At 67.4% G+C, this 26,210-nt stretch carries 24 protein-coding genes and 1 rRNA gene; 16 read left to right on the top strand and 9 right to left on the bottom strand.

Features of this window, described 5'->3' with window-relative positions; genetic code table 11:
• Window positions 1-2: 2 nt before the first annotated feature.
• A 5S ribosomal RNA gene (rrf, locus tag ACQUSX_RS15260) occupies window positions 3-119 on the top strand.
• A gap of 332 nt (window positions 120-451) precedes the next feature.
• Here rrf and ACQUSX_RS15255 read toward each other — a convergent pair.
• A complete protein-coding gene (locus ACQUSX_RS15255; RefSeq protein ID WP_428907650.1) occupies window positions 452-1,240 on the bottom strand; it encodes an IclR family transcriptional regulator in 789 nt (262 codons plus the stop codon).
• A 51-nt stretch (window positions 1,241-1,291) separates the two neighbouring features.
• On the opposite strand from ACQUSX_RS15255, the gene hutH reads away from it, so the two are divergent.
• The 4 genes from hutH to ACQUSX_RS15235 are packed head-to-tail and all read left to right on the top strand — an operon-like array spanning window position 1,292 to window position 6,377.
• The gene (gene hutH / locus ACQUSX_RS15250; protein WP_428907651.1) at window positions 1,292-2,851 is read left to right on the top strand and encodes a histidine ammonia-lyase; all 1,560 of its coding nucleotides are present in this window, start codon (window positions 1,292-1,294) and stop codon (window positions 2,849-2,851) included.
• On the top strand, window positions 2,844-4,517 hold the full coding sequence (gene hutU / locus ACQUSX_RS15245) for a urocanate hydratase (RefSeq protein WP_428907652.1): 1,674 nt from the start codon (window positions 2,844-2,846) through the stop codon (window positions 4,515-4,517). The genes hutH and hutU overlap by 8 nt, the downstream gene beginning before the upstream one ends.
• A 12-nt stretch (window positions 4,518-4,529) precedes the next feature.
• Entirely contained in the window at window positions 4,530-5,687 is a 1,158-nt protein-coding gene (gene hutI, locus ACQUSX_RS15240; protein ID WP_428907653.1) for an imidazolonepropionase, read from the top strand.
• Between the two features lie 45 nt (window positions 5,688-5,732).
• Window positions 5,733-6,377 (top strand): NAD(P)H-binding protein, encoded by a 645-nt coding sequence (locus ACQUSX_RS15235; RefSeq protein ID WP_428907654.1) that lies wholly within the window; start codon window positions 5,733-5,735, stop codon window positions 6,375-6,377.
• Between the two features lie 60 nt (window positions 6,378-6,437).
• Here the strand turns inward: ACQUSX_RS15235 and ACQUSX_RS15230 are convergent, their stop codons facing one another.
• The 3 genes from ACQUSX_RS15230 to ACQUSX_RS15220 all read right to left on the bottom strand — a co-directional run bounded on the left by ACQUSX_RS15230 (window position 6,438) and on the right by ACQUSX_RS15220 (window position 9,030).
• Window positions 6,438-6,701 carry a hypothetical protein gene (locus ACQUSX_RS15230; RefSeq protein WP_428907655.1) on the bottom strand — a complete coding sequence of 88 codons (264 nt, stop codon included), beginning with the start codon at window positions 6,699-6,701 and terminating at the stop codon, window positions 6,438-6,440.
• A gap of 114 nt (window positions 6,702-6,815) precedes the next feature.
• Window positions 6,816-7,751, bottom strand: a complete 936-nt coding sequence (locus ACQUSX_RS15225) for an agmatinase family protein (protein ID WP_428907656.1) — start codon at window positions 7,749-7,751, stop codon at window positions 6,816-6,818.
• A gap of 1 nt (window position 7,752) precedes the next feature.
• Complete coding sequence (locus tag ACQUSX_RS15220) at window positions 7,753-9,030, bottom strand: DUF445 domain-containing protein (RefSeq protein ID WP_428907657.1); 1,278 nt, start codon at window positions 9,028-9,030, stop codon at window positions 7,753-7,755.
• Window positions 9,031-9,119: 89 nt separating this feature from the next.
• Between ACQUSX_RS15220 and ACQUSX_RS15215 the strand changes: the two genes are divergently transcribed.
• The 6 genes from ACQUSX_RS15215 (at window position 9,120) to ACQUSX_RS15190 (ending at window position 15,360) form a co-directional block, all read left to right on the top strand.
• Window positions 9,120-9,392, top strand: a complete 273-nt coding sequence (locus ACQUSX_RS15215) for a metal-sensitive transcriptional regulator (protein WP_428907658.1) — start codon at window positions 9,120-9,122, stop codon at window positions 9,390-9,392.
• Window positions 9,393-9,526: 134 nt separating this feature from the next.
• Window positions 9,527-10,690 carry an ABC transporter ATP-binding protein gene (locus ACQUSX_RS15210; protein ID WP_428907659.1) on the top strand — a complete coding sequence of 388 codons (1,164 nt, stop codon included), beginning with the start codon at window positions 9,527-9,529 and terminating at the stop codon, window positions 10,688-10,690.
• 74 nt (window positions 10,691-10,764) lie between these two features.
• A complete protein-coding gene (locus ACQUSX_RS15205; protein WP_428907660.1) occupies window positions 10,765-11,946 on the top strand; it encodes a polyamine ABC transporter substrate-binding protein in 1,182 nt (393 codons plus the stop codon).
• 13 nt (window positions 11,947-11,959) lie between these two features.
• Window positions 11,960-12,823 carry an ABC transporter permease gene (locus ACQUSX_RS15200; RefSeq protein ID WP_428907839.1) on the top strand — a complete coding sequence of 288 codons (864 nt, stop codon included), beginning with the start codon at window positions 11,960-11,962 and terminating at the stop codon, window positions 12,821-12,823.
• Window positions 12,820-13,683, top strand: a complete 864-nt coding sequence (locus ACQUSX_RS15195) for an ABC transporter permease (protein WP_428907661.1) — start codon at window positions 12,820-12,822, stop codon at window positions 13,681-13,683. The genes ACQUSX_RS15200 and ACQUSX_RS15195 overlap by 4 nt, the downstream gene beginning before the upstream one ends.
• Window positions 13,684-13,704: 21 nt before the next feature.
• The gene (locus ACQUSX_RS15190; protein WP_428907662.1) at window positions 13,705-15,360 is read left to right on the top strand and encodes an amidohydrolase; all 1,656 of its coding nucleotides are present in this window, start codon (window positions 13,705-13,707) and stop codon (window positions 15,358-15,360) included.
• A gap of 14 nt (window positions 15,361-15,374) precedes the next feature.
• Here the strand turns inward: ACQUSX_RS15190 and ACQUSX_RS15185 are convergent, their stop codons facing one another.
• The 3 genes from ACQUSX_RS15185 to ACQUSX_RS15175 all read right to left on the bottom strand — a co-directional run bounded on the left by ACQUSX_RS15185 (window position 15,375) and on the right by ACQUSX_RS15175 (window position 19,290).
• Window positions 15,375-16,745 carry an aspartate aminotransferase family protein gene (locus tag ACQUSX_RS15185; protein WP_428907663.1) on the bottom strand — a complete coding sequence of 457 codons (1,371 nt, stop codon included), beginning with the start codon at window positions 16,743-16,745 and terminating at the stop codon, window positions 15,375-15,377.
• Window positions 16,746-16,836: 91 nt separating this feature from the next.
• Window positions 16,837-17,997, bottom strand: coding sequence for an acyl-CoA dehydrogenase family protein (locus ACQUSX_RS15180; protein ID WP_428907664.1), 1,161 nt, complete (start codon window positions 17,995-17,997; stop codon window positions 16,837-16,839).
• An 84-nt stretch (window positions 17,998-18,081) separates the two neighbouring features.
• On the bottom strand, window positions 18,082-19,290 hold the full coding sequence (locus ACQUSX_RS15175; protein ID WP_428907665.1) for an MFS transporter: 1,209 nt from the start codon (window positions 19,288-19,290) through the stop codon (window positions 18,082-18,084).
• 342 nt (window positions 19,291-19,632) lie between these two features.
• Between ACQUSX_RS15175 and nrdH the strand changes: the two genes are divergently transcribed.
• From nrdH to nrdF, 4 genes are read left to right on the top strand one after another with little or no spacing between them, the layout of a single operon-like run.
• Window positions 19,633-19,866 (top strand): glutaredoxin-like protein NrdH, encoded by a 234-nt coding sequence (nrdH, locus tag ACQUSX_RS15170; protein WP_428907666.1) that lies wholly within the window; start codon window positions 19,633-19,635, stop codon window positions 19,864-19,866.
• A 22-nt stretch (window positions 19,867-19,888) separates the two neighbouring features.
• Window positions 19,889-20,323 carry a class Ib ribonucleoside-diphosphate reductase assembly flavoprotein NrdI gene (nrdI, locus tag ACQUSX_RS15165; RefSeq protein WP_428907667.1) on the top strand — a complete coding sequence of 145 codons (435 nt, stop codon included), beginning with the start codon at window positions 19,889-19,891 and terminating at the stop codon, window positions 20,321-20,323.
• Window positions 20,305-22,464 (top strand): class 1b ribonucleoside-diphosphate reductase subunit alpha, encoded by a 2,160-nt coding sequence (gene nrdE, locus ACQUSX_RS15160; RefSeq protein WP_428907668.1) that lies wholly within the window; start codon window positions 20,305-20,307, stop codon window positions 22,462-22,464. The genes nrdI and nrdE overlap by 19 nt, the downstream gene beginning before the upstream one ends.
• A gap of 37 nt (window positions 22,465-22,501) precedes the next feature.
• Window positions 22,502-23,482 carry a class 1b ribonucleoside-diphosphate reductase subunit beta gene (gene nrdF, locus ACQUSX_RS15155; RefSeq protein ID WP_337332150.1) on the top strand — a complete coding sequence of 327 codons (981 nt, stop codon included), beginning with the start codon at window positions 22,502-22,504 and terminating at the stop codon, window positions 23,480-23,482.
• 123 nt (window positions 23,483-23,605) lie between these two features.
• Here the strand turns inward: nrdF and ACQUSX_RS15150 are convergent, their stop codons facing one another.
• Together ACQUSX_RS15150 and ACQUSX_RS15145 are read right to left on the bottom strand one after the other, a co-directional pair.
• A complete protein-coding gene (locus ACQUSX_RS15150) occupies window positions 23,606-24,037 on the bottom strand; it encodes a hypothetical protein (protein ID WP_428907669.1) in 432 nt (143 codons plus the stop codon).
• Window positions 24,038-24,048: 11 nt separating this feature from the next.
• Window positions 24,049-24,843: an MBL fold metallo-hydrolase gene (locus tag ACQUSX_RS15145; RefSeq protein ID WP_428907670.1), complete on the bottom strand. Its 795-nt coding sequence runs from the start codon at window positions 24,841-24,843 to the stop codon at window positions 24,049-24,051.
• Window positions 24,844-25,025: 182 nt separating this feature from the next.
• Here ACQUSX_RS15145 and ACQUSX_RS15140 point away from each other — a divergent pair, with 182 nt between their 5' ends.
• Window positions 25,026-26,189: a fatty acid desaturase family protein gene (locus tag ACQUSX_RS15140; protein WP_428907671.1), complete on the top strand. Its 1,164-nt coding sequence runs from the start codon at window positions 25,026-25,028 to the stop codon at window positions 26,187-26,189.
• Window positions 26,190-26,210: the final 21 nt, after the last annotated feature.

Below are 26,210 nucleotides of genomic sequence, written 5' to 3'. Positions count from 1 at the left end.
GTTACGGCGGCCATAGCGTGAGGGAAACGCCCGGTCACATTCCGAACCCGGAAGCTAAGCCTCACAGCGCCGATGGTACTGCAGGGGGGACCCTGTGGGAGAGTAGGACACCGCCGGACTTCTTCTGTGAAAGAGCCACCCATTGATGGGTGGCTCTTTTGCGTTAAGGCGCCTGCGATTTGACTTCCCCTGCAGGCGGGCTATGGTCAGGGTACAAGCCCGCCAGCCGAAAGAAGGGGAAGCGAGTAAATGTCTGGAAAGACACCGCAATCACGAGCAGGTAAGAAGGCGCCGAAGCTCTCACTCAAGGAGAAGAGAGCCGAAAAGCGCGCAAAGCGGGAGCCGGAGACGTTCATCAAGACTCGCAAGGGCGCGAGCAGCTGAACAGATCCGACCCACCCGGGGCGTCACCTGGTCCGCATTCTGCGGCTGGGATGACGCCCTTCACTTTTCAACGCGAGGTGTAGCCGAGCCTGGACTCCAGCACTCCGGCCGCCTCGCGCACAGCATCCGTCGGATCTGAGTCCGGCTCCTGCTGCCACGTCACTGCCACAGCTGCCGCCGGCCATCCGGCGTGATCTCGCACCGCAACGGCGACCGAGCGGAAACCCTCGGTGACTTCGCCATCTTCCTGCGCCGCGCCGCGCTGCCGTGCTTCGCGCAGCACCTCACGCAGCTCAGAAGGCCGTGATGGTCCCCGCCCGGTGCGATGCGTGAACGCGGCGGCATCCGGATACAGTGCGCGCACCTGGCTGCGCGGCAGCGTGCTGAGCATTGCGCGTCCCGTGGCGGTGAGGTGCGCCGGAAGGCGCACGCCCACCTCCGTCACCAGCGCAGGTCTGCGCGCAGCGCGCTCCTCGACGATGTACAGCACATCGCGTCCGCTCATCACCGCAAGGTGCGCGCTCTCACCGACGCGGTCAGCGAGGGCCGCGATCACTGGCCGACCCAATCGGGCTAACGGCTGCTGTCTGGCGTAGCCACCGGCGAGCTCGAACGCGCTGGTGCCCAGGCCCCACCGTCGCTCCTGGGGAAGATGCACCACGAAGCCATGCGACTCGAGCGTGCGCAGCAGGTGGTAGACGGTCGACCGAGGGATGCTGAGATCCCGCGCGAGCGCTGACGCGGCGATCGGAGCGGGACGGCGGGCGAGTTGGCGCAGGATGCGCAGCGTCTGGTCCGCCGCGGGCACCTGAGGGCGGCTCGCGTTGCTCTCCGGGTTGTCTGGGATCACAGACAAAGTCTGCCAGGAATGCCGTTCTCCAGGCACCAACAGGTGTGGAATCGAGACATGCAGCATCCCTCTTCCGTCATCATCGGCGACCGTCCGCTCGCCGCGTCCGAGGTCGTCTCCGTCGCACGCCACGGCGCGGCCGTCGAGATCAGCGACTCCGCGCGGATGCGGGTCGGTGCCGCACGCGCCGTGATCGACGGACGCGCCGCCGATCCGAACCCGCACTACGGCGTCTCGACCGGATTCGGCGCCCTGGCCACCACCTTCATCGCTCCGGAGAGGCGTCGCCAGCTGCAGATCAGCCTCATCCGCTCGCATGCCGCCGGCACCGGTGCGGAGGTCGAGACGGAGGTCGTGCGCGCACTGCAGCTGCTGCGTCTGCAGACCCTCGCCTCAGGCCGCACCGGCGTGCGGCCGCTTGTGGTCGACACCTACGCGGCCATGCTCAACGCCGGAATCACGCCCGTGGTGCGTGAGTACGGCTCGCTCGGGTGCTCCGGCGACCTCGCACCGCTCGCACACGTGGCCCTGGCGGCGATGGGCGAGGGGGACGTGCGGATGTGGCGCTCGACGACAGGCGCAGAGACTGAGACCACGCCCGCCGCCGATGCCCTCGCCGCGGCATCCATCGATCCGCTGGTGCTGGTGGAGAAGGAGGGCCTCGCCCTCATCAACGGCACCGACGGGATGCTCGGTATGCTGCTGCTCGCGCTGCACGACCTTGAGACGCTCGTCACCACCGCGGATCTCTCCGCGGCGATGTCGATCGAGTCGCAGCTCGGCACGGATGCCGTGTTCGCGGCCGACCTGATGGCGCTGCGTCCGCAGCTCGGGCAGGCGGTATCCGCGGCGAACCTGCGCACCTTCCTCGCCGATTCGCCCATGGTGCACAGCCACAAGGGCCCCGACGACGGCCGTGTGCAGGACGCGTATTCGCTGCGCTGTTCGCCGCAGGTGCACGGCACTGTCCGAGACACCATGGCGCACGCCGCTCTGATTGCCGATCGCGAACTGGCATCCGTCGTCGACAACCCCGTCGTCACCGCGGACGGGCGCATCGAGTCCAACGGGAACTTCCACGGTGCACCCATCGCCGCCGTACTGGACTTCCTGGCCATCTCGGTCGCCGATCTCGCCTCGGTCGCGGAGCGTCGCACCGATCGCGCCCTCGACCCGGCACGCAGCCACGGGCTCCCGCCGTTCCTCGCCCACGAGGTCGGCGTCGACTCGGGACTGATGATCGCGCAGTACGCGGCGGCCGGAATCGTCTCCGAACTCAAGCGCCTCGCCGTCCCCGCATCCGTCGACTCCATTCCGTCCTCGGCCATGCAGGAGGATCACGTGTCGATGGGATGGGCCGGCGCGCGCAAGCTGCGCCGTGCGATCGACGGACTCACCCGAGTTCTCGCCATCGAGATCCTCACCGGCGCCCGCGCTCTCGACCTGCGCGCGCCGCTGCAGCCCGGCCCTGCAACCGGCGCCGTGCGCGACCTCGTCCGCACCGTCGCCGCGGGCCCGGGCCCCGACCACTTCCTCTCACCCGACATGGAGGCCGTCACCGAGCTCGTGCGCTCGGGTGCGGTCGTCCGCACTGCGAAGGAGCACACGAATGTCTGAGAACACCGTGCATGACGACAGCCGCACCGTCCGCGCCGCCCGCGGCAACGTGCGCACCGCGAAGAGCTGGGGCGCCGAGGCCGCCAAGCGGATGCTGATGAACAATCTCGACCCCGAGGTCGCCGAGCATCCCGAGGATCTCGTGGTCTACGGCGGCACCGGCCGCGCCGCCCGCAGCTGGGAGGCGTACGACGCGATCGTGCGGACCCTCGACGAGCTCGAGCCCGATGAGACGCTGCTCGTGCAGTCCGGCAAGCCGGTCGGCGTGTTCCGCACCCATGAGTGGGCTCCGCGCGTGCTCATCGCCAACTCGAACCTGGTCGGCGACTGGGCGACCTGGCCGGAGTTCCGTCGGCTCGAATCGCTCGGGCTGACGATGTACGGCCAGATGACCGCCGGGTCGTGGATCTACATCGGCACCCAGGGCATCCTGCAGGGCACCTACGAGACCTTCGCCGCCGTCGCACGCTCGCTGGGCGCGGATACCCACTCGCTGAAGGGTACGCTGACGCTCACCGCGGGCGCGGGCGGAATGGGCGGCGCCCAGCCGCTCGCGGTCACCCTCAACGAGGGCGCCGTGCTCATAGTCGACGTCGACGAGTCGCGCCTGTCGCGGCGCGTGCAGCGCGGATACCTCGACGAGTATCACGCCGATCTCGATACGGCGGTGGCCCGTGCGGTGGCCGCGAAGGATGCCGGCGAGGCGCTCTCGGTCGGCGTCGTCGGCAACGCCGCAGAGGTGTTCCCCGAGCTGCTGCGTCGAGGTGTGCCGATCGACGTCGTCACCGATCAGACGAGCGCGCACGACCCGCTCGCCTATCTGCCCATCGGCATCGCGTTCGAGGACTGGAAGTCCGAGGCCGAGCGCGATCCCGAGGCGTTCACGACGCGCTCCCGCGAGTCGATGGCCGCGCACGTGGCGGCGATGGTCGCCTTCCAGGAAGCCGGAGCCGCGGTGTTCGACTACGGCAACTCCATCCGCGCCGAGGCGAAGCTCGGCGGATTCGAGCGCGCCTTCGAGTTCCCCGGATTCGTACCGGCGTATATCCGCCCGCAGTTCGAAGAGGGCCGCGGGCCGTTCCGCTGGGCCGCGCTGTCCGGAGACCCGGAGGACATCTACGCCACCGACCGCGCGATCGCCGAGCTCTTCCCCGACGACAAGGCGCTGCACCGCTGGCTCCAGAAGGCGGGCGAGAAGGTGCACTTCGAAGGCCTTCCCGCCCGGATCTGCTGGCTAGGCTACAAGGAGCGCCACCTCGCCGGACTCAGGTTCAACGAAATGGTCGCCTCCGGCGAGCTGAAGGCGCCGATCGTGATCGGTCGCGACCACCTCGACTCGGGTTCGGTCGCCTCGCCGTACCGGGAGACCGAGGCGATGAGAGACGGTTCGGATGCCATCGCAGACTGGCCCCTGCTGAACGCGCTGTTGAACACGGCATCCGGAGCATCCTGGGTCTCGCTGCACCACGGCGGCGGCGTCGGCATCGGGCGATCGATCCACGCCGGCCAGGTCACTGTCGCCGACGGCACCGCCCTCGCCGCGCAGAAGCTGGAGCGGGTGCTGACCAACGACCCGGGCACCGGGGTGATGCGCCACGTCGACGCAGGCTACGAGCATGCCAGGCAGATCGCCCGCGAGCGCGGCCTCAGCATCCCGATGCTCTGAGAGGATCAGCACATGCGCACCCTCATCACGAACATCGGTGAGCTCACCACCAACGCCGGCTCGGGAGACCTGGCGGACGCGGCGGTGCTCATCGACCACGGACGCATCGAGTGGGTGGGCCCGGCCGACGACGTGCCCGCCGACCCCGAGGGGTGCGAGGAGGTGGACGCGCGCGGCCGCGCCGTCATCCCCGGGTTCGTCGACAGTCACAGCCACATCGTCTTCGGCGGCGACCGGTCCGCCGAGTTCGAGGCGCGGATGGCCGGGCAGAAGTACGCGGCCGGTGGCATCCGATCCACCGTCGCCGCGACGCGCGCTGCGAGTGACGACGAGCTGCGTGCCGGAACGCGGCGGCTTCTCGACGAGATGCTCGCGCAGGGCACGACGACCGTCGAGATCAAGAGCGGCTACGGTCTCGATGTCGAGACGGAGAAACGCCTGGTGCGTCTGGCCGCGGAGGTGACCGAGGAGGTCACCTTTCTCGGCGCGCACGTGGTGCCGGCCGAGTATGCCGATCGTGGTGACGAGTACGTGGACCTCGTGATCGGCGAGATGCTGGATGCCTGTGCGCCGCACGCCAAGTGGATCGATGTGTTCTGCGAGACGGGCGCATTCACCTTGCCGCAGTCGCGACGCATCCTCGAGGCGGGCCTCGCCCGCGGCCTTCGACCGCGCGTGCACGCGAGCCAGCTCGGGCCCGGCGACGGTGTGCGGCTCGCCGTGGAGCTGGGCGCGGCCTCCGTCGACCACGGCACGTATCTGACCGATGCGGACGTCGCCGCACTCGCCGCATCCGATACGGTCCTCACGCTGCTGCCCGGCGTCGAGTTCTCGACGCGACAGCCCTATCCGGATGCCCGCGCGCTGATCGACGGCGGAGTGACGGTCGCCCTCGCATGCGACACGAATCCCGGTTCGAGCTTCACCTCATCGATGTCGTTCTGCATCGCACTCGCCGTGCGCGATATGGGCATGACCACGGCCGAGGCGGTCTGGGCGGCGACCGCCGGGGGAGCGCAGGCGCTGCGCCGCGATGACATCGGCGTGATCGCCGTGGGCAAGAGAGCCGACCTCGTGCTGCTCGATGCTCCCTCGCGCGTGCATCTCGCGTACCGACCGGGGGTGCCGCTGATCAAGCACGTCTGGAAGGACGGCGTGCAGGTGCGCTGACGGATAGCGGCCTCGGCCGGCGCACACACGGGTACCGTGGGAGGCATGGCTCGAATCATCATCGTCGGCGGCCACGGCAAGGTCGCACTGCTTCTCGCTCCTCTGCTCACCGCCCGAGGCGACGAGGTGACCTCGGTGATCCGCAACCCGGATCACGCCGACGATGTGCGAGCCACTGGCGCGAACCCACTGGTTTTCGACGTCGAGACGGAGGGCCGCGAGGCGCTCGCGGGCATCATCGCAGGGCATGACGCGGTGGTGTGGTCGGCCGGCGCCGGCGGCGGAAATCCGCAGCGCACCAGGGCCGTCGATCACGACGCCGCCGTGCGCTCGATGGACGCGGCAGCGGATGCCGGGGTGCGCCGCTACGTGATGGTGTCGTACTTCAACGCGTCGGCGGATCACGGCATCGACCCGGAGAACCCCTTCTTCGCCTACGCCGAGGCGAAGGCCGCAGCCGATGCCGCTCTGCGGGACGCCGACCTGGACTGGACCGTGCTCGGGCCGAGCGCGCTCACGCTGGACCCGCCGACCGGACTCATCGACGCGGCCGCGGAGTCGTCCGGCCGCGTGTCGCGCGCCAATGTCGCCATGGTCATCGCCGCGGCCCTGCATGACCCTTCGACGATCGGGCGGACCATCCGGTTCAACGACGGCGGCACGCCGATCGCAGAGGCGATCCGAGCGTGAGCACGGCGCGCCGGGGTGGACCCTGTGCAGGCCCGGTCGACGTTCAGGCCCGGTCGACGTTCAGGCCCGGTCGACCAGCTCGCTCTCACCGCTCTCGCGTGCGCAGTTCGCGCAGCAGTAGGTCGCGCCGTCGGCCTCGACGCCGTGGCCGATGATCGTGCACTGGCAGTGCGCGCATCGTGGGGCCATGGCATGGATGGCGCACTCGAAGCTGTCGAAGGTCTTCACCTGGCCGCCGCGGCTGATCGTGAACGACTTGTCGTAGGTGTTGCCGCAGACGTCGCAGACCGCGGTCTGGGTGCCCTCCACCGGTGCGATGCTCATGGGAGTCTCCTCTCGTGAACATTCAAGGATGAGCCCGGTCGGGGCATCGGCACAGGGGGTGGCGTCGCGGGGTGTTCGGACGTACGCTGTCCGCGGGCTGGCCTTTCGGCCCCGTCAGGCGCTTGCGACCAGCCCGGCCAGCAACTCCAGCACGCACAGCGCGGCCAGGCGGATCGTGCGTCCGTCCGGAGCGTCGGCCGTGGCATCCACCTCGGCGATGTCGGCGCTGACGATGCGCGCATCCGAGGCGGTGGCGCGGGTCAGCGCACGGAGTTCCCACGCTGCGAGGCCGCCCGGCACACTGGCCGGGCACCCGGGTGCGACCGAACGGTCACACACGTCCACATCGATGTCGAGATGGATTCGAGCCGTGGCGTCAGCATCCGATCCCGCCCCGGCGATCTCAAGCGCCTCGGCGACGACGTCATCGATGCCGCGACGACGCAGCTCGTCGATCGTGATCACCCGGATGCCCCAGTCGGCTGCGCGCCGCGCGTAGAAGGCGGAGTTCGCGAAATCGGCGATGCCGATCTGCACGATGCGGCGTGGATCGATGCGCTGCCCGTCGGGCGCGTCCTCGACGAGCCGGCGCACCGGGCTGCCGTTGGAGACGCCGTCTCGGAGGTCGAAATGCGCATCGAACGTGATCAGCCCGGATGCGGATGCGCCGCGGGCGACGGAGTAGGTGAGCGAGTTGTCGCCGCCCAGCGCGATGATGCGGCGAGCGGATGCTGCAAGCTCGGCCACTCTGGCGGCGGTGCGCTCGGTGCCCTCGGGAGAATCAGGGTCGTCGATGTCGCCGGCATCCGCGATGCGCAGCGCATCGCCGAGATCGACCGCCGGCGGCCCCATCAGCGTCGGGCTGAACCGGGCGAGCGCCTCGCGCACGGCCGCAGGCGTCGCGTGCGCGCCGGTGGGGGAGAGCGACGTGCTCCAGGCCGGGACGCCGACAAGCGCCGCATCCACGCGCGCGCCGTCGAAGGCCGGCCAGCCGCCGGCGCGCGGCCAGGACGGATCGTGCGCCAGCGGTGCGCCGGATGAGGAGATCATGTCACACTCCGGGGATCAGGGCGTGGGCGATGGTGAAGATGGCGACACCGGCGAGGGCGCCGACGACGGTGCCGTTCAGACGGATGTACTGGAGGTCACGGCCGACCATCAGCTCGATCTTCTCGGTCGTCTCGGCCGGGTCCCAGCGCTCCACGGTGTCGGTGATGATCGAGGCGATGTCGTGCCGGTAGCGGTCGACGAGGAAGACCGCTGCCTCGGTGGCCCAGCCGTCGACGCGCGTCTGCAAGGCGGCATCCGTGGTCAGGCGGTGCCCGATGTCTTCGAGCGCGCTCGCCGCGCGGACGCGCAGTCCGCTCTGCGGATCGGCGAGGGCGGTGAGCAGACCGGTCTTCGCGGTGTTCCACGCTTGGGCGGCTAGTTCGGCCACGCGCGGGCTGTCGAACAGGTTGACCTTCGCGCCCTCCAGACGGGCGCGCATCGCGGGGTCGTGCTGCAGACCGTCGGCGAGGCGGGTGAGGTAGCCGTCGAGTGCCAGGCGGGCCGGATGCTGCGGATCGGTCTGCACCGCGCGGATGAACTTCACCGCCTCGCTGTAGGCCGTCTCGTCCACGAAGCGGTGCGCCAGGCGCGGCACCCACGAGGGCAGGCGACGCGAGATGAGCCCCTGGAACGCCACGGCGTTCGTGTCGAGCCATCCGCCGATGCTGTCCACCGCCAGATCGACAGCACCGCGGTGGGCGTCCGCCTGGACGATCTTCTCGAGCCATGCGCCCGCGGGCGGACCCCACTCCGGCTCGACGAGGTGATCGCGGGCCAGATCGGCGATGAGGTCGCGCACATCGTCGTCGCTGAGCGCACGAAGCACGGCCGCTGCGATCGTCGACCCCTCGGCTGCGACGCGCTCGGCGTGCGTCGGCTGCTCGAGCCAGTCGCCGAGGCGCTGGGCGACGGCCGTCGTCGAGACCTTCTCGCGCACGACCTCTGCGGAGAGGAAGTTCGTCTCGACGAACTCGCCCAGGGTGCGACCGATCTCATCCTTGCGGTTCGGGATGATCGCGGTGTGCGGGATCGGCAGGCCCATCGGCCGGCGGAACAGCGCCGTCACCGCGAACCAGTCGGCCAGCGCGCCGACCATGCCTCCCTCGGCGGCGGCGCGAACATAGCCGAGCCACGGATAGCGGGCCTGCAGGGCGAACGCGATCACGAAGACCACTGCCATGAACAGCAGCGCGCCCAGCGCGACCGCCTTCATGCGGCGCAGGCCGCGCAGACGCTCCTGGTCGGCCGGCGAGAGCAGCGCCATCGGTGTTCGAGGCATGACGTCATCTTTTCACGGGTGAAGACCGATCGCCGCGGGCGTCGCCGCGAGGCGGGCGAGGACGCAGGTTCGCGGGCTACGCTCGAAGGGTGATCGAAGACATCAAGAAGCGCGCTCTGCACCGCACCAGCATCCTCGAGGGGCAGCTGCGCGGTGTCGCGCGGATGATCGAGGGAGAGGAGTACTGCATGGACATCATCACGCAGTCGCGCGCCATCCAGCGCTCCCTCGAATCGCTGAACCGGCTTCTGCTCGAGAATCACCTCCGCACCCACGTGACCCACATGTTCGAAGAGGGCGGCGAGCAGCGCGACCAAGCGGTCGACGAACTGCTGAAGGCGTTCGACTTCGATCGGAAGTAGGTGCATATCCGTTGTCAAGCATCAATTTGACAACGGATATCGTCGCATACTTCATCTCAATCTTCGCTTTTCGCTGTACCTCCTCGTGTTCCTGTGGTTGACTGACGGCAGTCAGAACTCAATGTGGAGGTTCCATGGCCGATTCCGCACCCGCGGCGACCGCATCCGACTCCGGCGCATCGCCCGGCGGGGTCGAGATCAGCGGCGTCACCAAGAGCTACGGAGAAGCCGTCGCCGTGGACGATCTGTCGCTGTCGATCCAGCCCGGAGAGTTCCTGTCGCTGCTCGGCCCTTCCGGCTGCGGCAAGACCACGACGCTGCGCATGATCGCCGGCTTCGAACATCCCGACAGCGGCGACATCCGCATCTCCGGGCGCAGCGTTCTCGGTCTGCCGCCGCACAAGCGGGAGGTCAACACGGTCTTCCAGGCGTACGCGCTCTTTCCTCACATGACGGTCGCCGAGAACGTCGCCTACGGTCTGCAGCAGCGCCGCGTGCCGAAGACAGAACAGCGCGAACGCGTCAGCGCGGCCCTCGACATGGTGCAGCTGCGCCGGTTCGCCGACCGCAAGCCCACGATGCTCTCCGGCGGTCAGCAGCAGCGCATCGCTCTCTCGCGCGCGCTGATCAACCGGCCCAGCGTCCTGCTGCTCGACGAGCCGCTCGCTGCCCTCGACCGGCAGCTGCGTGAGGAGATGCAGGTCGAACTGAAGCTGCTGCAGGGACGCCTGGGCACGACGTTCGTGTTCGTCACCCACGACCAGGGTGAGGCCCTTTCGATGAGCGACCGGATCGCCGTCATGCGCGCCGGCCGCATCGAGCAGCTCGACGCGCCGAACCAGATCTACGCGGCGCCGGCCTCGGCGTACGTCGCCTCTTTCATCGGCCAGCAGAACTTCCTGCAGGGAAGCGTCACCGCGGATGGCGCCGCGATCGACACGCCGGTCGGCGTGATCGCCGGCGACTGGGGTGCGGATCCCGTGTCACCGAGCGAGGCGGCGGTCGCTGCGATCCGCCCCGAGTTCATCAGTCTGGAGCCCGGCGGGACCGCCGGCACCGGAGTCGACGGTCGCGTGCTCAGCGTCTCGTACCTGGGTGAGACCCTTCAGGTCGTCGTCGGACTGCCGGGAGATCTCACCATGCTGGTGCGCACCCCCGCACCCACCGCCCCGGCGGTCGCCGTGGACGACGACGTGCGCTGCGCATGGTCGCCCGCGGATGTCCGCCTGTTCGCCGCAGAAGGAGCCCCGACCGCGGCGACGCACGTGATCAACCTGCCCGATCGCGCCCGCGCCTGAACCGCACAGCACCCGAACCGCGCAGACCCTGAAGCCAGAAAGCACCCACCCGAACGCACGAAGGAGTGCCTCTCATGAACGACAGCAACAGCATCCGCATCCTTGCCGACACCTCGGTCGCACCTCTGGTCCGTCGCCAGCTCACCCGTCGCGGGTTCATGGGGACGATCGCGGCGCTGGGCGCCGCCGGAATCCTCACTGCATGCTCTCCCGGCGGCTCCAGCGCGCCGGCGCCGGGCGCCACGGGTGGCGAGGTCGAGGGTGAGCTGTCGGTCTACAGCTGGGGAGAGTACGACGCCCCCGAGGTGGTCGACGCGTTCACGAGTGAGTTCGGGCCGAAAGTCATCATGGACACCTTCGCCTCCAACGAGGAGATGATCGCCAAGCTCGTCGCAGCCAAGGGCACCAGCGGATACGACCTGGTCGTGCCGACGGGCGTGTTCATCCCGCAGATGATCGAGAACGGACTGCTCGCCAAGCTCAACCTCGACCTCATTCCGAACATCGAGCACATGGACCCCGACTTCCTCGGGCGCGCGTGGGACCCGAACAACGAGTACTCGATCTGCAAGGCGTGGGGAACCACCGGGTTCGTGTACGACAAGACGGTCATCACGCGCGAACTGAAGACCTGGAACGACTTCATCGATGCCGCGCAGAACGAGGCATCCGGGAAGACGTCGGTGCTCGATGACCCGGCCCCGCTCGGCGGCATCTACTACTGGGCCAACGGCATCGACTGGAACACCACCGATCCTGCACACCTCGACGCATGCGAGAAGTTCCTCGTCGAAGAGCTTGCACCGCACATCTCCGCATTCGACTCGTACCCGGGTGGCGCCGCCATCCCGCAGGCGTCGCACGTGCTCATGCAGGTGTGGAACGGGGACGCCCGCATCGGCATCCAGGAGTCGCCCGACCCGGATCGCTGGCAGTGGGTGCTCGGCGCACCGGACACCGAGCTGTGGATGGACAACTGGGCACTGGCCGTCGGCGCCCCGCATCCCGAGGCCGCGCACGCGTTCCTCAACTTCATCCTCACACCGGAGAACCAGCTCGCGCAGGTCGACTACATCGGCTACGACACCGGCGCGAAGGACATCCGCGCCGCCGCCGAGGAGGCCGGCCTCGAGATGCTCGACATGGTCTTCTTCGAACCGGAGCAGGTCGCGACCATGCACGAAGGCGAAGTGACCGAGGCGCAGGGCCGCATCGTCGAGATCTGGAACAAGACCAAGGCCGCTGCCGGTGCGTAGTCCGCGGTTCGGCATGGCCGTGCCCGCCTGGGCGTGGCTCGCCATCTTCTTCATCGCCCCCATCGCGATGGTGGTGTGGTTCAGCTTCGGCTACAAGCCGGGGATCTTCGGAACCCACGCCAACGACGTGCTCTCACTCGACAGGTATGCCGAGGCCATGTCGCCGACGTTCTTCTCGACGTTCCAGAACACCCTGTGGGTCGGTGTGCTCGGCACGCTGCTGTGTCTGGTGATCGGGGCTCCCGTGGCGTACTGGATGGCGGTCAAGGCGCCGCCGTCGCGCCGGGGGCTGCTGATCGCCCTGGTGATGGTGCCGTTCTGGACGAACTTCCTCGTGCGCACGCTCGGCTGGCAGGTCATCCTCGCTCCCGAGGGCTGGCTGTCATCGCTGCTGCAGGGAATCGGCGTGCTGGACGGACCGCTCGACATCCTGTACTCGCGTGGAGCGGTGCTGATCGGCGTCGTGTACAACTACCTGCCGCTGATGATCCTGCCGGCGTACGTGGCCTTCGACCGGGTCGGCACTCCGCTGCGAGAAGCGAGCAAGGACCTCGGAGCGAGCTCGATGCGCACATTCCTGCGGGTGACCGTGCCGCTCGCGCAGCCCGGTCTCATCGCGGGCATCCTGCTCGTGTTCATCCCGTTGATGGGCGACTACATCACTGCCACGGTGCTGGGCGGGGCACAGGGCAACATGGTCGGTCAACTCGTCGCCAGCCAGTTCGGAACCGCGCAGAACTGGGCGCTGGGCTCGGCGATGGCCGTCATGCTCATCCTCATCATCATGCTCACGATCGCCGTGGCCGGTGCACTGCTGTGGCTCATCTCGATGCCGTTCCGCAACCGAAACCGTCTCGTCCTCGGGGAGGCCTCATGAGCTTCGCACGCACGCATCGACGCGGTGGCGCAGCCGGCGACCGTCTGCTCGGCGCCTGGTCGGTGCTCGTCTTCGCGTTCCTGTTCCTGCCGATCGTCGTCATCATCCTGGCGTCGTTCAACTCGGGTCGGCTGCTGGTCGCCTGGGAGAGCTTCAGTCTCGAGCCGTTCGCGGCGCTCGTCGAGAAGCCGGTGATCCGCGACGCCGTGATGGTGTCGCTGCGCACCGGACTCATCGCGGCCCTGCTCGCCTCCGTGCTCGGCACGCTGGCCGGCATCGCGATGGCGCGCCGTCCGGGGCGATGGACCTGGTGGTTCCTCGGCCTGCTGCTGCTGGTCTCGGTGACGCCCGAGATCGTCGACGCCGTCGCCCTTCTGCCGTGGCTGGTCTTCCTCGGTCAGGACCTCGGACTCGCGCTGTTCAATGACGGCACCGCGCGGCTCGTGATCGGGCATTCGCTGTTCTCGGTCGCCGTGGTCTCGTACATCGTGCGCGCCCGGCTGGTCGGGCTGGACGCACGACTCGAGGAGGCATCGGCGGACCTCTACGCGACGCCGCTTCGCACGTTCCTGCGCGTCACCCTGCCGCTGGCGATGCCCGCAGTGCTGGCAGGATTCCTGCTGTCGTTCACTCTCAGCCTCGACAACACGATCGTCGCGTCGTTCGTGCAGGTGTCGGGCACGACCCCGTGGCCGGTGTACGTGCTCAGCTCGCTGCGCAGCGGCCTGCGGCCGGAGATCGCGGCCGTGTCGACGGTGATGCTCGTGCTGACGCTCGCGTCGCTGGCGCTCGTCGCCGTGGTGCTCAAGCGCGCGGGCGACTCGACGACCGAGATCGCGCGCACCATGGCCGGCGGCTGAGTGGAAGAGAGAGTGGTGGAGATGACCTACGCGGATCTCGTGTTCGCCGGCGGCCCGTACGGCGGCCGGGTGTTCCTCTCGGATGCCAGCAGGTGCCGCGCCGACGCCGTCGCCGTGTCCGGCGGGCGCATCGTCGCCGTCGGATCGGATGCCGCCGAGCTGATCGGTCCGGCGACCGAGATCATCGACCTCGACGGCCGGATGCTGATCCCCGGGTTTCAGGACGCCCACGTGCATCCGCTCTGGGGCGGGCTGGACATGCTCCGCTGCGACCTCGCAGACCTCGCCACTCAGGACGAGTACCTCGATCGCATCCGCGCCTATGCCGCTGAGCACCGCGACGAGGAGTGGGTGCTCGGCGGCGGCTGGCAGATGTCGGCCTTCCCGGGCGGGACGCCGACCGCGGCGGCGCTGGATGGTGTGGTCGACGACCGGCCGGCGTTCCTTCCGAACCGCGACGGACACGGCGCGTGGGTGAACTCGCGTGCGCTGGAAATGGCCGGCATCACCCGCGACACCCCTGATCCCGACGACGGCCGCATCGAGCGGGATGTCGACGGCAACCCGAGCGGCACGCTGCACGAGGGTGCGATGACGCTCGTGAATCGTCTGCTGCCGGAAGAGCCGCATGAGCGGCTGCGCGAGGCGCTCGCCGTCGGACAGCGCTACCTGCACTCGTTCGGGATCACCGCCTGGCAGGACGCCATCGTCGGCACGCAGTACAGCGACGCGGGCGACCCGCTGCCGGTGTACACAGCGGCAGCCGCGGCCGGGGAGCTCACCGGCCGGGTCGTCGGCTCGCTGTGGTGGGACCGCACGCGAGGGCTGGAGCAGATCGATGATCTCGTGGCGCGTCGCGAAAGCGGCCGGGTCGGACGATTCGCCGCGACCAGCATCAAGATCATGCAGGACGGCGTGGCCGAGAACTTCACGGCATCCATGCTCGAGCCGTACTGCGACGGCCACGGGCATCCGACCGAGAATGCCGGGATCTCCTTCGTCGCACCCGACGTGCTGAACGAGGCCGCCACGCGTCTGGACGCGCTCGGCTTCACCCTGCACTTCCACGCCATCGGCGATCGCGCAGTGCGCGAGTGCCTCGACGCGGTCGAGACGGCGCTGAAGCGCAACGGCCCGCGTGGCAACCCGCACCACATCTCGCACATCCAGGTGATCCACCCGGACGACGTGCCGCGGTTCCGCAGGCTCGGCGTCACCGCGAACATGCAGATGCTGTGGGCGACGCTCGAGCCGCAGATGGTCGACCTCACCCTGCCGTTCCTCGGTGAGGAGCGCTCGAGCTGGCAGTATCCGTTCGGGGATCTGCTGCGCGCCGGCGCTGCGCTCGCCGCCGGCAGCGACTGGTCGGTGTCGACGCCGGATCCGATGGCGGCCATCCACACGGCCGTGAACCGGCGCTCCGCGCCCTCGGAGTGGGAGGGCGACTACCCGCCGTTCCTGCCCGAGCAGGCGATCGACCTCGGCACTGCGCTGCACGCGTACACGGCCGGATCGGCACGGGTGAACTCCCTGCCCGAGACGGGCACGATCCGCGTCGGGATGCTGGCCGATCTCGCCCTGCTCGACCGGGACCCGTTCGAAGGTCCGGCCGACGAGATCGGCGACACTCGGGTGCTCGGCACCTGGGTCGAGGGCGTGCGGGTCTACGAAGCCTGATCTCGGCCTCGGCGTCAGAGGATCCGGGAGGCCTCCGAGAGGACGCCTCGCAGGATGCCGCCTATCTCGCGGAACTCGGAAGGCCCGATGGTCAGCGGAGGGGCCAGCTGGATGACCGGGTCGCCGCGGTCGTCGGCGCGGCAGTACAGGCCAGCGTCATACAGCGCCCTGGAGAGGAATCCGCGCAGCAGCCGCTCGGACTCGTCCTCGTCGAAGGTCTGCTTGGTGGACTTGTCCTTGACCAGTTCGATGCCGAAGAAGTACCCGTCGCCGCGGACATCCCCGACGATGGGCAGGTCGAGCAGCGCCTCGAGTTCGGCGCGAAACAGCGGGGAGTTCTCCCGCACGTGGGCATTGAGCCCCTCTTCGTCGAAGATTGCCAGATTCTCGAGAGCCACCGCGGCGGACACCGGATGCCCGCCGAAGGTGTACCCGTGCGGGAAGTAGGTCTGCCCCTTCGAGAACGGCTTGTAGATGCGGTCGGAGATGATCGTGGCGCCGATGGGGGAGTATCCGCTCGTCATCCCCTTCGCGCACGTGATCATGTCGGGCACGTACCCATACGCATCGCACGCGAACATGTGCCCGACGCGGCCGAACGCGCAGATGACCTCGTCCGAGACGAGCAGCACGTCGTATCTGTCGCAGATCTCGCGGACGCGCTGGAAGTAGCCGGTCGGCGGCGGGAAGCACCCGCCGGAGTTCTGCACCGGCTCGAGGAACACGGCGGCGACCGTCTCTGGCCCCTCGAACTGGATCATCTCCTCGATGCGGTCGGCCGCCCAGCGCCCGAACGCCTCGGCGTCTCCCGTCGGACCGCCCATCTCGTCGGCACGGTAGAAGTTCGTGTTCGGCACCCGGAAGCCGCCGGGGGTGATCGGCTCGAACATCTCCTTCATCGCCGGGATGCCCGTGATCGCCAGCGCGCCCTGCGGTGTGCCGTGGTACGCGACGGAGCGCGAGATGACCTTGTGCTTGGCAGGGCGACCCTGCAGCTTCCAGAACTGCTTCGCCAGTTTGAAGGCCGTCTCGACCGCCTCACCGCCGCCGGTGCTGAAGAACACGCGGTTCAGGTCGCCGGGGGCGTGGTCGGCCAGTCGGTCGGCGAGCTCGATCGCGGCCGGGTGCGCGTACGACCAGAGCGGGAAGAACGCCAGCTCCCCGGCCTGCTTCGCGGCCGCCTCGGCGAGGCGCCGTCGACCATGTCCGGCGTTGACGACGAACAGTCCGGCCAGGCCGTCGATGTACTTGCGGCCCTCGGCATCCCAGATGTGGTGGCCCTCACCTTTGACGATCACCGGCACACCGTGCGACTCCATCGTCGACTGGCGGGTGAAGTGCATCCAGAGGTGGTCCTTCGCTTTCTGCTGCAGATCAGAGTTCATATGTCGATGCTGACAGCGAAATGTCGCTTTGGCAACAGAATTCGAAGGATAGACGCGCGGATGCTGCGGATTCAGCATCCGGCTGTCTGGATCAGCTCTCGATCGGACCGAGCCACGCGCTCGCCGTCGTGGCGTGCGCGGACTCGGGGTCGGAAGGATGGAACATCCCGGCCAGCACATCGCGGTACAGTCGCGACAGCTCGTTCGAGGAGAAGTACGAGCCCCCGCCGGCGACCAGCATCGCCTCATCGACGACCTGCTTGGCCATCACGACCGCGCGGTGCTTCACTCCCGACAGCAGGGTGAACCAGCGCACGCCGTGGTCGGCGCGCTCATCGACGTCGCGGGCGAGGGAGGCGATCTGCGGCGGCAGCGCGTCGTAGGCGAGGGCCATCTCGGCGATCCGCCAGCGGATGTCCGGATCCTGGCTGTACGTCTTGCCGCTCTTCTTCGAGGTGCGCTTCCGCGCCGCCGCGACCGCCAGCTCGAGACCGCGGCGGGCGATGCCCGTATAGACCGAGGCCAGCAGGATCTCGAACACGCTGAAGATGCCGAACACGACCGGGTCGGGATTGGGCCCGGGGTCGATGCGCCGCACGACGTGCTCCGGCTTCGCGATGGCGCCGTTCAGACGGGTGGTGCGACTCTGCGTCCCGCGCATGCCGAGCGTGTCCCAGTCGTCGCTGGTGACGACGGCATCCGTGCGGTCGATGAAGGCGAAGACCAGCTTCGGGGCATCCTCGCTCGTCGTGTCGAGGCCGTGCAGTCCGAGCTGGGTCCACACCGGCGCGAGGGAGGTGAAGATCTTCGTGCCGGTGAAGGCGTAGCCGCCGTCCGGGCGGGGTGCGGCATCGGTGTCGCTCCCGAACAGCACCAGGTCGTTGCCGCCCTCGCTGATGCCGAAGGCGAACAGCTCGCCCGCGGCCGCGCCGCGCTGCACGAATTCGAGGCCTGGCACTCCGCGGTCGCTGAACACTTTGGCGACGCCCGTCCACACCAGGTGCATGTTGATCGACAGGGCAGTGGCGGGGGATGCCGTCGCGAGGCGCTGCTGCAGGATCGCGGCCTGCTCGAGCCCGAGTCCGGCGCCGCCGAGCTCGGAAGGGACGAGGATCGAGAGATATCCGGCCTCGCGCAGCTCGTCGAGGTCGTCCTGCGGGAAGGTGTTCTCGCGGTCGTGGACGGCCGCGCGCTCGCGGATGCGCTCGAGAAGCGCGTCGGGCAGGTGGTGGATCGGATCGAACTCTGGCATGTCGGGCCTCCTGGCTCCAGCGTAGGACGGGTTGGCCCGGCGCGCGCGTCAGCGCAGATCAGTGCGACAGCCCAGATCACCGCGTCAGAGCCGCGCCGTCGTGATCGGCTCGGTGTCGGGGTGCGGTGACGGATCGCGGTCACGCAGATCAGGGAAAGCTCGTACGAACGCGACCGAGACGATCAGCCCCGCCACGGCGAAGATGACGCCGGCCAGGTAGGCGCCTGAGGGGCCGCCCTGGTCGATCAGGATGCCCGCGACGGCGGACCCGGCGGCCGCGCCGATCAGCTGGCCGGTGCCCGCCCATCCGAAGGCCTCGGCGGTCTCGCTGAACTTCACGCTCGCGGTGGTGATGGCGAACAGCACAGCGAGGGCGGGGGCGATGCCGATGCCGGCCAGGAGCAGCGTTCCGCCGATCCAGAAGAGGTTCAGGGACACCATCGTCAGTGAGAGGCCCACGGTGACGATCAGCAGCCGTCGGGCCATCGCCCATGGGCCGATCGGCAGGTGTCCGAAGGCCAGTCCGCCCGCGAGGCTGCCCACCGCGAACACTGCCAGGACGAGGCCGGCCTCGAGCCCGCCGTGGCCGAATGTCGCGACCACGCCGACCTCGACGGCGGAGCATGCGCCGATCAGCAGGAAGCCGATGATCGTCGCGAGCATGATCGGCGGCTTCAGCACCACGCGTCCGAAGGCGCGGCGGCTGCGCGGGATGCGCACCCGGCCGACCTCGGGAGACAGGATGAACCACGCGCCGCCGACGACGAGGATCGTCGCCACCAGCAGGAGGCCGTGCATCGTGCCCACCTGCGTGGACACCACTGTGATCACGACAGGGGCGGCGATCCAGATGATCTCCTGCAGCGAGGCGTCGAGCGAGAAGAGCGGGGTCAGCTGGCCGGAGTTCACGAGCTTCGGGTAGATGGTGCGCACGGCCGACTGCACAGGAGGGGTGGCAAGGCCTGCGATCAGCGCCAATGCGATGTAGCCGGGGAGGGCGAGCGGCAGCAGCGCCAAGGCGAGCACCGCGCTCGCGCAGACGACGAGAGTGAGGGTGAGGACCCGCCGCATCCCCCAGGCGCCCATCCAGCGGCTGGTCACGGGGCCGGCGACCGCCTGCCCGACGGATGCCGCGGCGAGCACGACGCCGGCGGCGCCGTACGATCCGGTCTGCTGCTCGACGTGCAGCAGGATCGCCAGACTCATCATCCCGTTGGGGAAGCGCGCCACCAGCTGCGCGAAGATCATCCGCGCCACACCGGGCGTGCGAAGAATGTCCCGATATCCCGCCACCAGTCGAGGATATCCGCGACACGCCGCGACACGCCGAGGGGCGCTCTCCACAGGAAATCCGATGTCGGTGGGCGGCTCTAACGTGCTGCCTGTGGATGGATTCCGAAGGGGGTCTCGCGAACCGCAGGAATCCGCGGTTCCGAGGCTCTTCCGAGAAGGCTCGGCCTGTGGAAGAAAGCGTGGACAAGCTGTGTTGTATCTGGGGAGGACGGTGGAAAACTACACGGATGTAACTACTATCCCTTGTGGTCACCCCCAATGTCCGTCCCCATATGTAGTATTGGTACTCCCGGCGGGGGTCTGTCGGAGAACATCGGATTAGAGGGGATTTCAGTCGTCATCATGTCGATCACGGTCTACACCAAGCCTTCCTGCGTTCAGTGCAACGCCACCTACCGGGCCCTCGACGCCAAGGGCATCGAATACGAGATCCACGACCTGTCCGAGGACGCCACTGCGCTTGAGCAGGTCAAGGCTCTCGGGTACATGTCGGCACCCGTCGTCGTCACCGACGAGGGGCACTGGTCGGGCTTCCGTCCCGACAAGATCGACGAGCTCGCAGCTCGTCTCGTCTGAGCGCGGATGAAGCGGGTGGATCATGAGCGCGGTCGCCACAGAGGTGCCGCTGCTGGTGTACTTCTCGAGCATCTCGGGTAACACCGCGCGGTTCATCGAGAAGCTCGGCCTGCCTTCGCGTCGCATCCCGCTGTACCGCGCGGATGAGCCGCTCGTCATCGACGAGCCGTTCGTCCTCGTCACCCCGACATACGGGGGCGGGCAGGGGCGAGGCGAGGAGAAGGGCGCGGTCCCCAAGCAGGTCATCCGGTTCCTCAATGACGAACGGAACCGGCAGCAGATCCGCGGAGTGATCTCCGCAGGCAACACGAACTTCGGCGAGGCGTTCTGCCTCGCCGGCGAGATCATCAGCCGTAAGTGCAGCGTGCCGCACTTGTATCGGTTCGAGGTATTCGGCACGCAGGACGATGTCGATCGCGTGAGCGACGGATTGGAACGATGGTGGAAGCTACAGTGACAGACGCAGTCGAGTTCAAGGCGAACCCCGCGTTCGAGGGCATGGACTATCACGCCCTCAACGCGATGCTGAACCTGTACGACGCGAACGGCAAGATCCAGTTCGATGCCGACAAGCGGGCAGCACGCGAGTACTTCCTGCAGCACGTCAACCAGAACACGGTGTTCTTCCATTCGCTCAAGGAGCGCCTGGACTACCTGGTTGAGAAGGAGTACTACGAGGGCGCCGTCCTGGATCAGTACTCGTTCGAGTTCATCGAGAAGCTCAACAACTTCGCGTACTCGAAGAAGTTCCGCTTCGAGACCTTCCTCGGCGCGTTCAAGTACTACACCAGCTACACGCTGAAGACCTTCGACGGCAAGCGCTACCTCGAGCGCTTCGAGGACCGCGTCGTGATGACCGCTCTCGCGCTCGCCGAGGGCGACGAGCAGGTCGCGATCGACCTCGTCGACGAGATCATCTCGGGCCGCTTCCAGCCGGCGACCCCGACGTTCCTCAACGCGGGCAAGGCGCAGCGCGGCGAGCTCGTCAGCTGCTTCCTGCTGCGCATCGAAGACAACATGGAGTCGATCGCGCGCGGCATCAACTCCTCGCTGCAGCTGAGCAAGCGCGGTGGCGGCGTGGCGCTGCTGCTGAGCAACATCCGCGAGTCGGGCGCGCCGATCAAGCAGATCGAGAACCAGTCCTCCGGCATCATCCCCGTGATGAAGCTTCTCGAAGACAGCTTCAGCTACGCCAATCAGCTTGGCGCACGTCAGGGCGCGGGTGCCGTGTATCTCAACGCACACCACCCCGACATCATGCGCTTCCTCGACACCAAGCGCGAGAACGCCGACGAGAAGATCCGCATCAAGACGCTCTCTCTGGGCGTCGTCGTGCCGGACATCACGTTCGAGCTCGCCAAGAAGGGCGAGGACATGTACCTGTTCTCGCCGTACGACGTCGAGAAGGTCTACGGGGTGCCGTTCGGCGACATCTCGGTGACCGAGAAGTACCACGAGATGGTGGACGACTCGCGCATCAAGAAGACCAAGATCAACGCACGCGAGTTCTTCCAGACTCTCGCCGAGATCCAGTTCGAGTCGGGTTACCCGTACATCATGTTCGAGGACACGGTGAACAAGGCCAACCCGATCAAGGGCCGCATCAACATGTCGAACCTGTGCAGCGAGATCTTGCAGGTGAACACGCCGACGACGTACAACACCGATCTGTCATACGACCAGATCGGCAAGGACATCTCGTGCAACCTCGGCTCGATGAACATCGCGCTGGCGATGGACGCCGATGACCTGGGCAAGACGGTAGAGACGGCGATCCGCGCGCTGACCGCGGTCAGCACGCAGAGCCACATCAACTCGGTGCGCTCGATCGAGGACGGCAACGACCGCACCCACGCGATCGGCCTCGGTCAGATGAACCTGCACGGCTACCTGGCGCGCGAGCGGGTGTTCTACGGGTCGGAAGAGGGCATCGACTTCACGAACATCTACTTCTACACGGTGCTCTTCCACGCGCTGAAGGCGTCGAACAAGCTCGCCATCGAGCGCGGCGAGTCGTTCGAAGGCTTCGAGGATTCCAAGTACGCCTCGGGTGAGTTCTTCGACAAGTACATCGAGCAGGCATGGGCGCCTGAGACCGACAAGGTCAAGGAGCTCTTCGCCGGTCACAGCATCCCCACTCAGCAGGATTGGGTGGAGCTGAAGGACAGCATCCAGCAGCACGGCATCTTCAACCAGAACCTGCAGGCGGTTCCGCCGACCGGCTCGATCTCGTACATCAACAACTCGACGTCGTCGATCCACCCGATCGCGTCGAAGGTCGAGATCCGCAAGGAGGGCAAGCTCGGTCGCGTGTACTATCCGGCGCCGTTCATGACGAACGACAACCTGGAGTACTACGAGGACGCGTACGAGATCGGCTACGAGAAGGTCATCGACACGTACGCCGCCGCCACGCAGCACGTCGACCAGGGCCTGTCGCTGACACTGTTCTTCAAGGACACCGCCACTACGCGCGACATCAACCGGGCGCAGATCTACGCCTGGCGCAAGGGCATCAAGACGATCTACTACATCCGCCTGCGCCAGATGGCCCTCGAGGGGACCGAGCTCGACACGTGCGTGTCTTGCACGCTCTGACCCGCTGACCCGCGATTTCTAGAACAGGAACTGCAAGATGACTCCCTCTCCGAAGCTCACGCTGGTCGACCACGTGCAGGCGATCAACTGGAACCGTATCGAGGACGATAAGGACCTCGAGGTCTGGAATCGATTGACCGGCAATTTCTGGCTGCCTGAGAAGGTGCCGCTGTCGAACGATGTGCAGTCGTGGAACACCCTCACGCCCGATGAGCAGCTGATGACGATGCGCGTGTTCACCGGCCTCACTCTGCTGGACACCATCCAGGGCACGGTTGGCGCCGTCTCGCTGATCCCTGACGCGCTGACTCCGCACGAGGAGGCCGTGTACACCAACATCGCCTTCATGGAGTCGGTGCACGCGAAGAGCTACTCCTCGATCTTCTCGACCCTCGCGTCGACGAAGGAGATCGATGAGGCGTTCCGCTGGTCGGTCGAGAACCAGAACCTTCAGAAGAAGGCTCAGATCATCGTCGACTACTACCGTGGCGACGACCCGCTCAAGCGCAAGGTCGCCTCGACGCTGCTCGAGTCGTTCCTGTTCTACTCGGGCTTCTACCTGCCGATCTACTGGTCGTCGAAGGCGAAGCTGACGAACACCGCCGACCTCATCCGCCTGATCATCCGCGACGAGGCCGTGCACGGCTATTACATCGGCTACAAGTACCAGCGCGGGCTCGAGACCGAGACAGCAGAGCGCCGCGAGGAGCTGAAGGACTACACCTTCTCGCTGCTCTACGAGCTCTACGAGAACGAGGTGCAGTACACGCAGGACCTCTACGACGGCGTCGGGCTGACCGAGGACGTCAAGAAGTTCCTGCACTACAACGCCAACAAGGCCCTGATGAACCTGGGCTACGAGGCGATGTTCCCGTCGACCGTCACGAACGTGAACCCGGCGATCCTGTCGGCTCTGTCGCCGAACTCCGACGAGAACCACGACTTCTTCTCAGGCTCGGGCTCGTCCTACGTCATCGGCAAGGCGGAAGCCACCGAGGACGACGACTGGGACTTCTGACTCTCCTCCTCACCCCATATGGGGCGATCTGAGGCCCGGGCCCGCAGGTTTCTGCGGGTCCGGGCCTTTATCAGTGTTGTCGCGATCAATCGGTTGCTCGAGGCCTGACCAAGCGGGTCGCGCTTACGGTGCAGGGCCGTCGTGCAAGTCCTGTCGGTACACGAGCCGCAGCTCGACGCCGTCCTGCACCGGCCTGGCGTACACCCATAGCGGGCGCCAATCCAAAGGCGTGGGACCGATCTGAGTAGGTTGCCCAGACAATCCCATCTCGTCAAGCAAATCCGCAGCCGTGCGGCCGTCGGTCGGGCGAATCGTCATATATGTCGTCACCCTGAAGTTCGCGTAACTGATGCGAGGTTCTTCGACAAGCGCTGCGTCTGCCGGCACGGTGATCACCCACGCCGGCGGCACCGCGTCCTTGGTGGTCACAAGACCCCAGACCTGCCAGAGAGCATAACCACCGAGGAGGACGAGCAGGATCACCCAGAAGGCGCTGCGTCCGCCTTTCGCGCCCGACGGCAATGGCTCGTTCGCGCCCTGCTCTGGTGCGCTCATCCCGTCGACGGTCACGATGGCCCTGCAGCGCGGGCCGCCGCGACGGCCGAGGCGGCGCCGTCCCACCACGGCTCGCCGTGGCCGGGCAGCACGAGCGAGGCTCCGGTGTCGGAGAGAGAGGTGAGTGACGAGAGCGCCTGGCGGCTGTCGGCGGTCGCGGCACCCGAGACGATCTGCGGTCCGGTTGCTCCGGTGTAGGGGTTGTACGTTACGAGTGCATCGCCGCTGAACACGGCGTCGGCGTCTGGCAGATGCAGGGCGCAGTGCCCGAATGTGTGGCCGGGTGTGAACACGACCCGAGGACGCCCCGGCGCGTCGAGGACCTCGCCGGGCACGATGGGCACGAGCCCGACGATGCCGCGCACACCGAGCGCTCCAGCCCGAAGCATCCCGAACAGTGCCGGTATCGCCTTCGGATGCCGGATCGGATAGATGAGCCGCGGGTTCTCGTGCGCGTACCGGTAGGGATGCGCGGCGATGTACTGCTCCTTCACGTGCCCGTGCACCGGGACGTTCCATTCGTCTTGGGCCCGATGGGCGAAGCCCAGGTGGTCGAAGTGCGCGTGGGTGAGAACGACCGCGCGCACATCGGCCGGGGTTCGTCCGATGGCATGGATCGCGGCATCCAGCACCGGCCAGGTCTTCGGGTGGGCGGTGTCGACGATCGTGAGCGCGCCGTCCTCCTCAAGGAGATAGCAGTTCACGTACGCGTGTTGCAGAAGATGGACACCGGGCACGATGTTGCGCACAAGTCGAGGTCGACCGCCACGGCCGTATCCGTTGCTGCCGGAGATCGCTTCGTTCATGTCATCCTCACTCCTCGCCGAAAGTCACGTCGACTCTGGATGCGAACAGCAAACCCGGGTACCCCCTTGACTGGCTACCTCTCGGTGACCACCGCATCGGTCGATCCACCGGCTTCCGGTCGTCTTGACGTATGCCTCCGGTCGCATACCGTCCCGCGTAGCCTGAAGACAGCGATCGGCAGATGCCCTTGGCTTCCATGGCTCAAGGGCTTCTCGATCGGCAGGGGAAAATCATCTCTCTCACCTACGAAGACGTAAAGACAGAGACCGCAGGCGCGATCCGCCAGACCTATTCCGGGAACGCGGAGTTCCCGCCGATGGCGAGGGCCTACAAAGACGTCCTGCACGTCGTGAAGGAGACGGGTCTGCTGGGCCGCACTCCGGTGTTCTACTCGCTGGTCGGCACGGCGATCCTGCTCGGCTTCGGCGGGGCTATCGCCGGCTTCATCCTTCTCGGCGACAGCTGGTTCCAGCTGCTGATCGCGGCGGCGCTCGGCATCCTGTTCACCCAGGTGGCCTTCCTCGCCCACGAAGCGGCGCACCGCCAGATCCTCAGTTCGGGGCCCGCGAACTTCCGCCTGGCGAGAATTCTGGCCGGCATCGTCGGCATGAGCTACTCCTGGTGGGATTCGAAGCACACCCGTCACCATGGCAACCCGAACAAGGTCGGCAGCGACCCCGACATCGAGGTCGACACGATCTCGTTCCTCGACGAGGACGCCGCGCGCTCGCGCGGAGTGGTGCGCTGGATCACGCAGCGACAGGGCTGGCTGTTCTTCCCGCTGCTGACGCTCGAGGGCCTGAACCTGCACCGTCTGAGCTTCGCCCACCTGTTCTCGCGCGAGAAGGTCAAGGGACGCTGGACCGAGCTCAGCATCATCACCGTGCGCTTCGCCGTGCTGCTCGTACCGCTGTTCCTGCTGCTGCCTCTCGGGATGGCCTTCGCCTTCTTCGGCGTGATGGTCGCCGTGTTCGGCGTCTACATGGGGGCATCCTTCGCTCCCAACCACAAGGGGATGCCGATCATCGCCCCCGGGGCGCGTCTGGACTTCTTCTCGAAGCAGGTGCGCACCTCGCGCAACATCCGTGGTGGCTGGTGGGCGACCTGGATGTTCGGCGGACTGAACTACCAGGTGGAGCACCACCTGTTCCCGAGCATGTCGAGACTGCACCTCTCACGAGCGCGCGAGATCGTGCGCGACTACTGCACGGCGAACAACGTCCCGTACACCGAGACGACTCTGCTGCGCTCCTACCGCATCGTCATCGACTACCTGAACCGCGTAGGACTCGCCGCGCGCGACCCGTTCGACTGCCCGATCACGGCGCAGTACCGCCGCGCCTGAAGCGCTTCCGGTCGCACCCGA

The organism is Microbacterium alcoholitolerans (assembly GCF_050408615.1).
Lineage (GTDB): Bacteria > Actinomycetota > Actinomycetes > Actinomycetales > Microbacteriaceae > Microbacterium.
The sequence above is the reverse complement of the archived record's forward strand: the minus strand, read 5'-3'. Positions and strand labels throughout refer to the sequence as shown.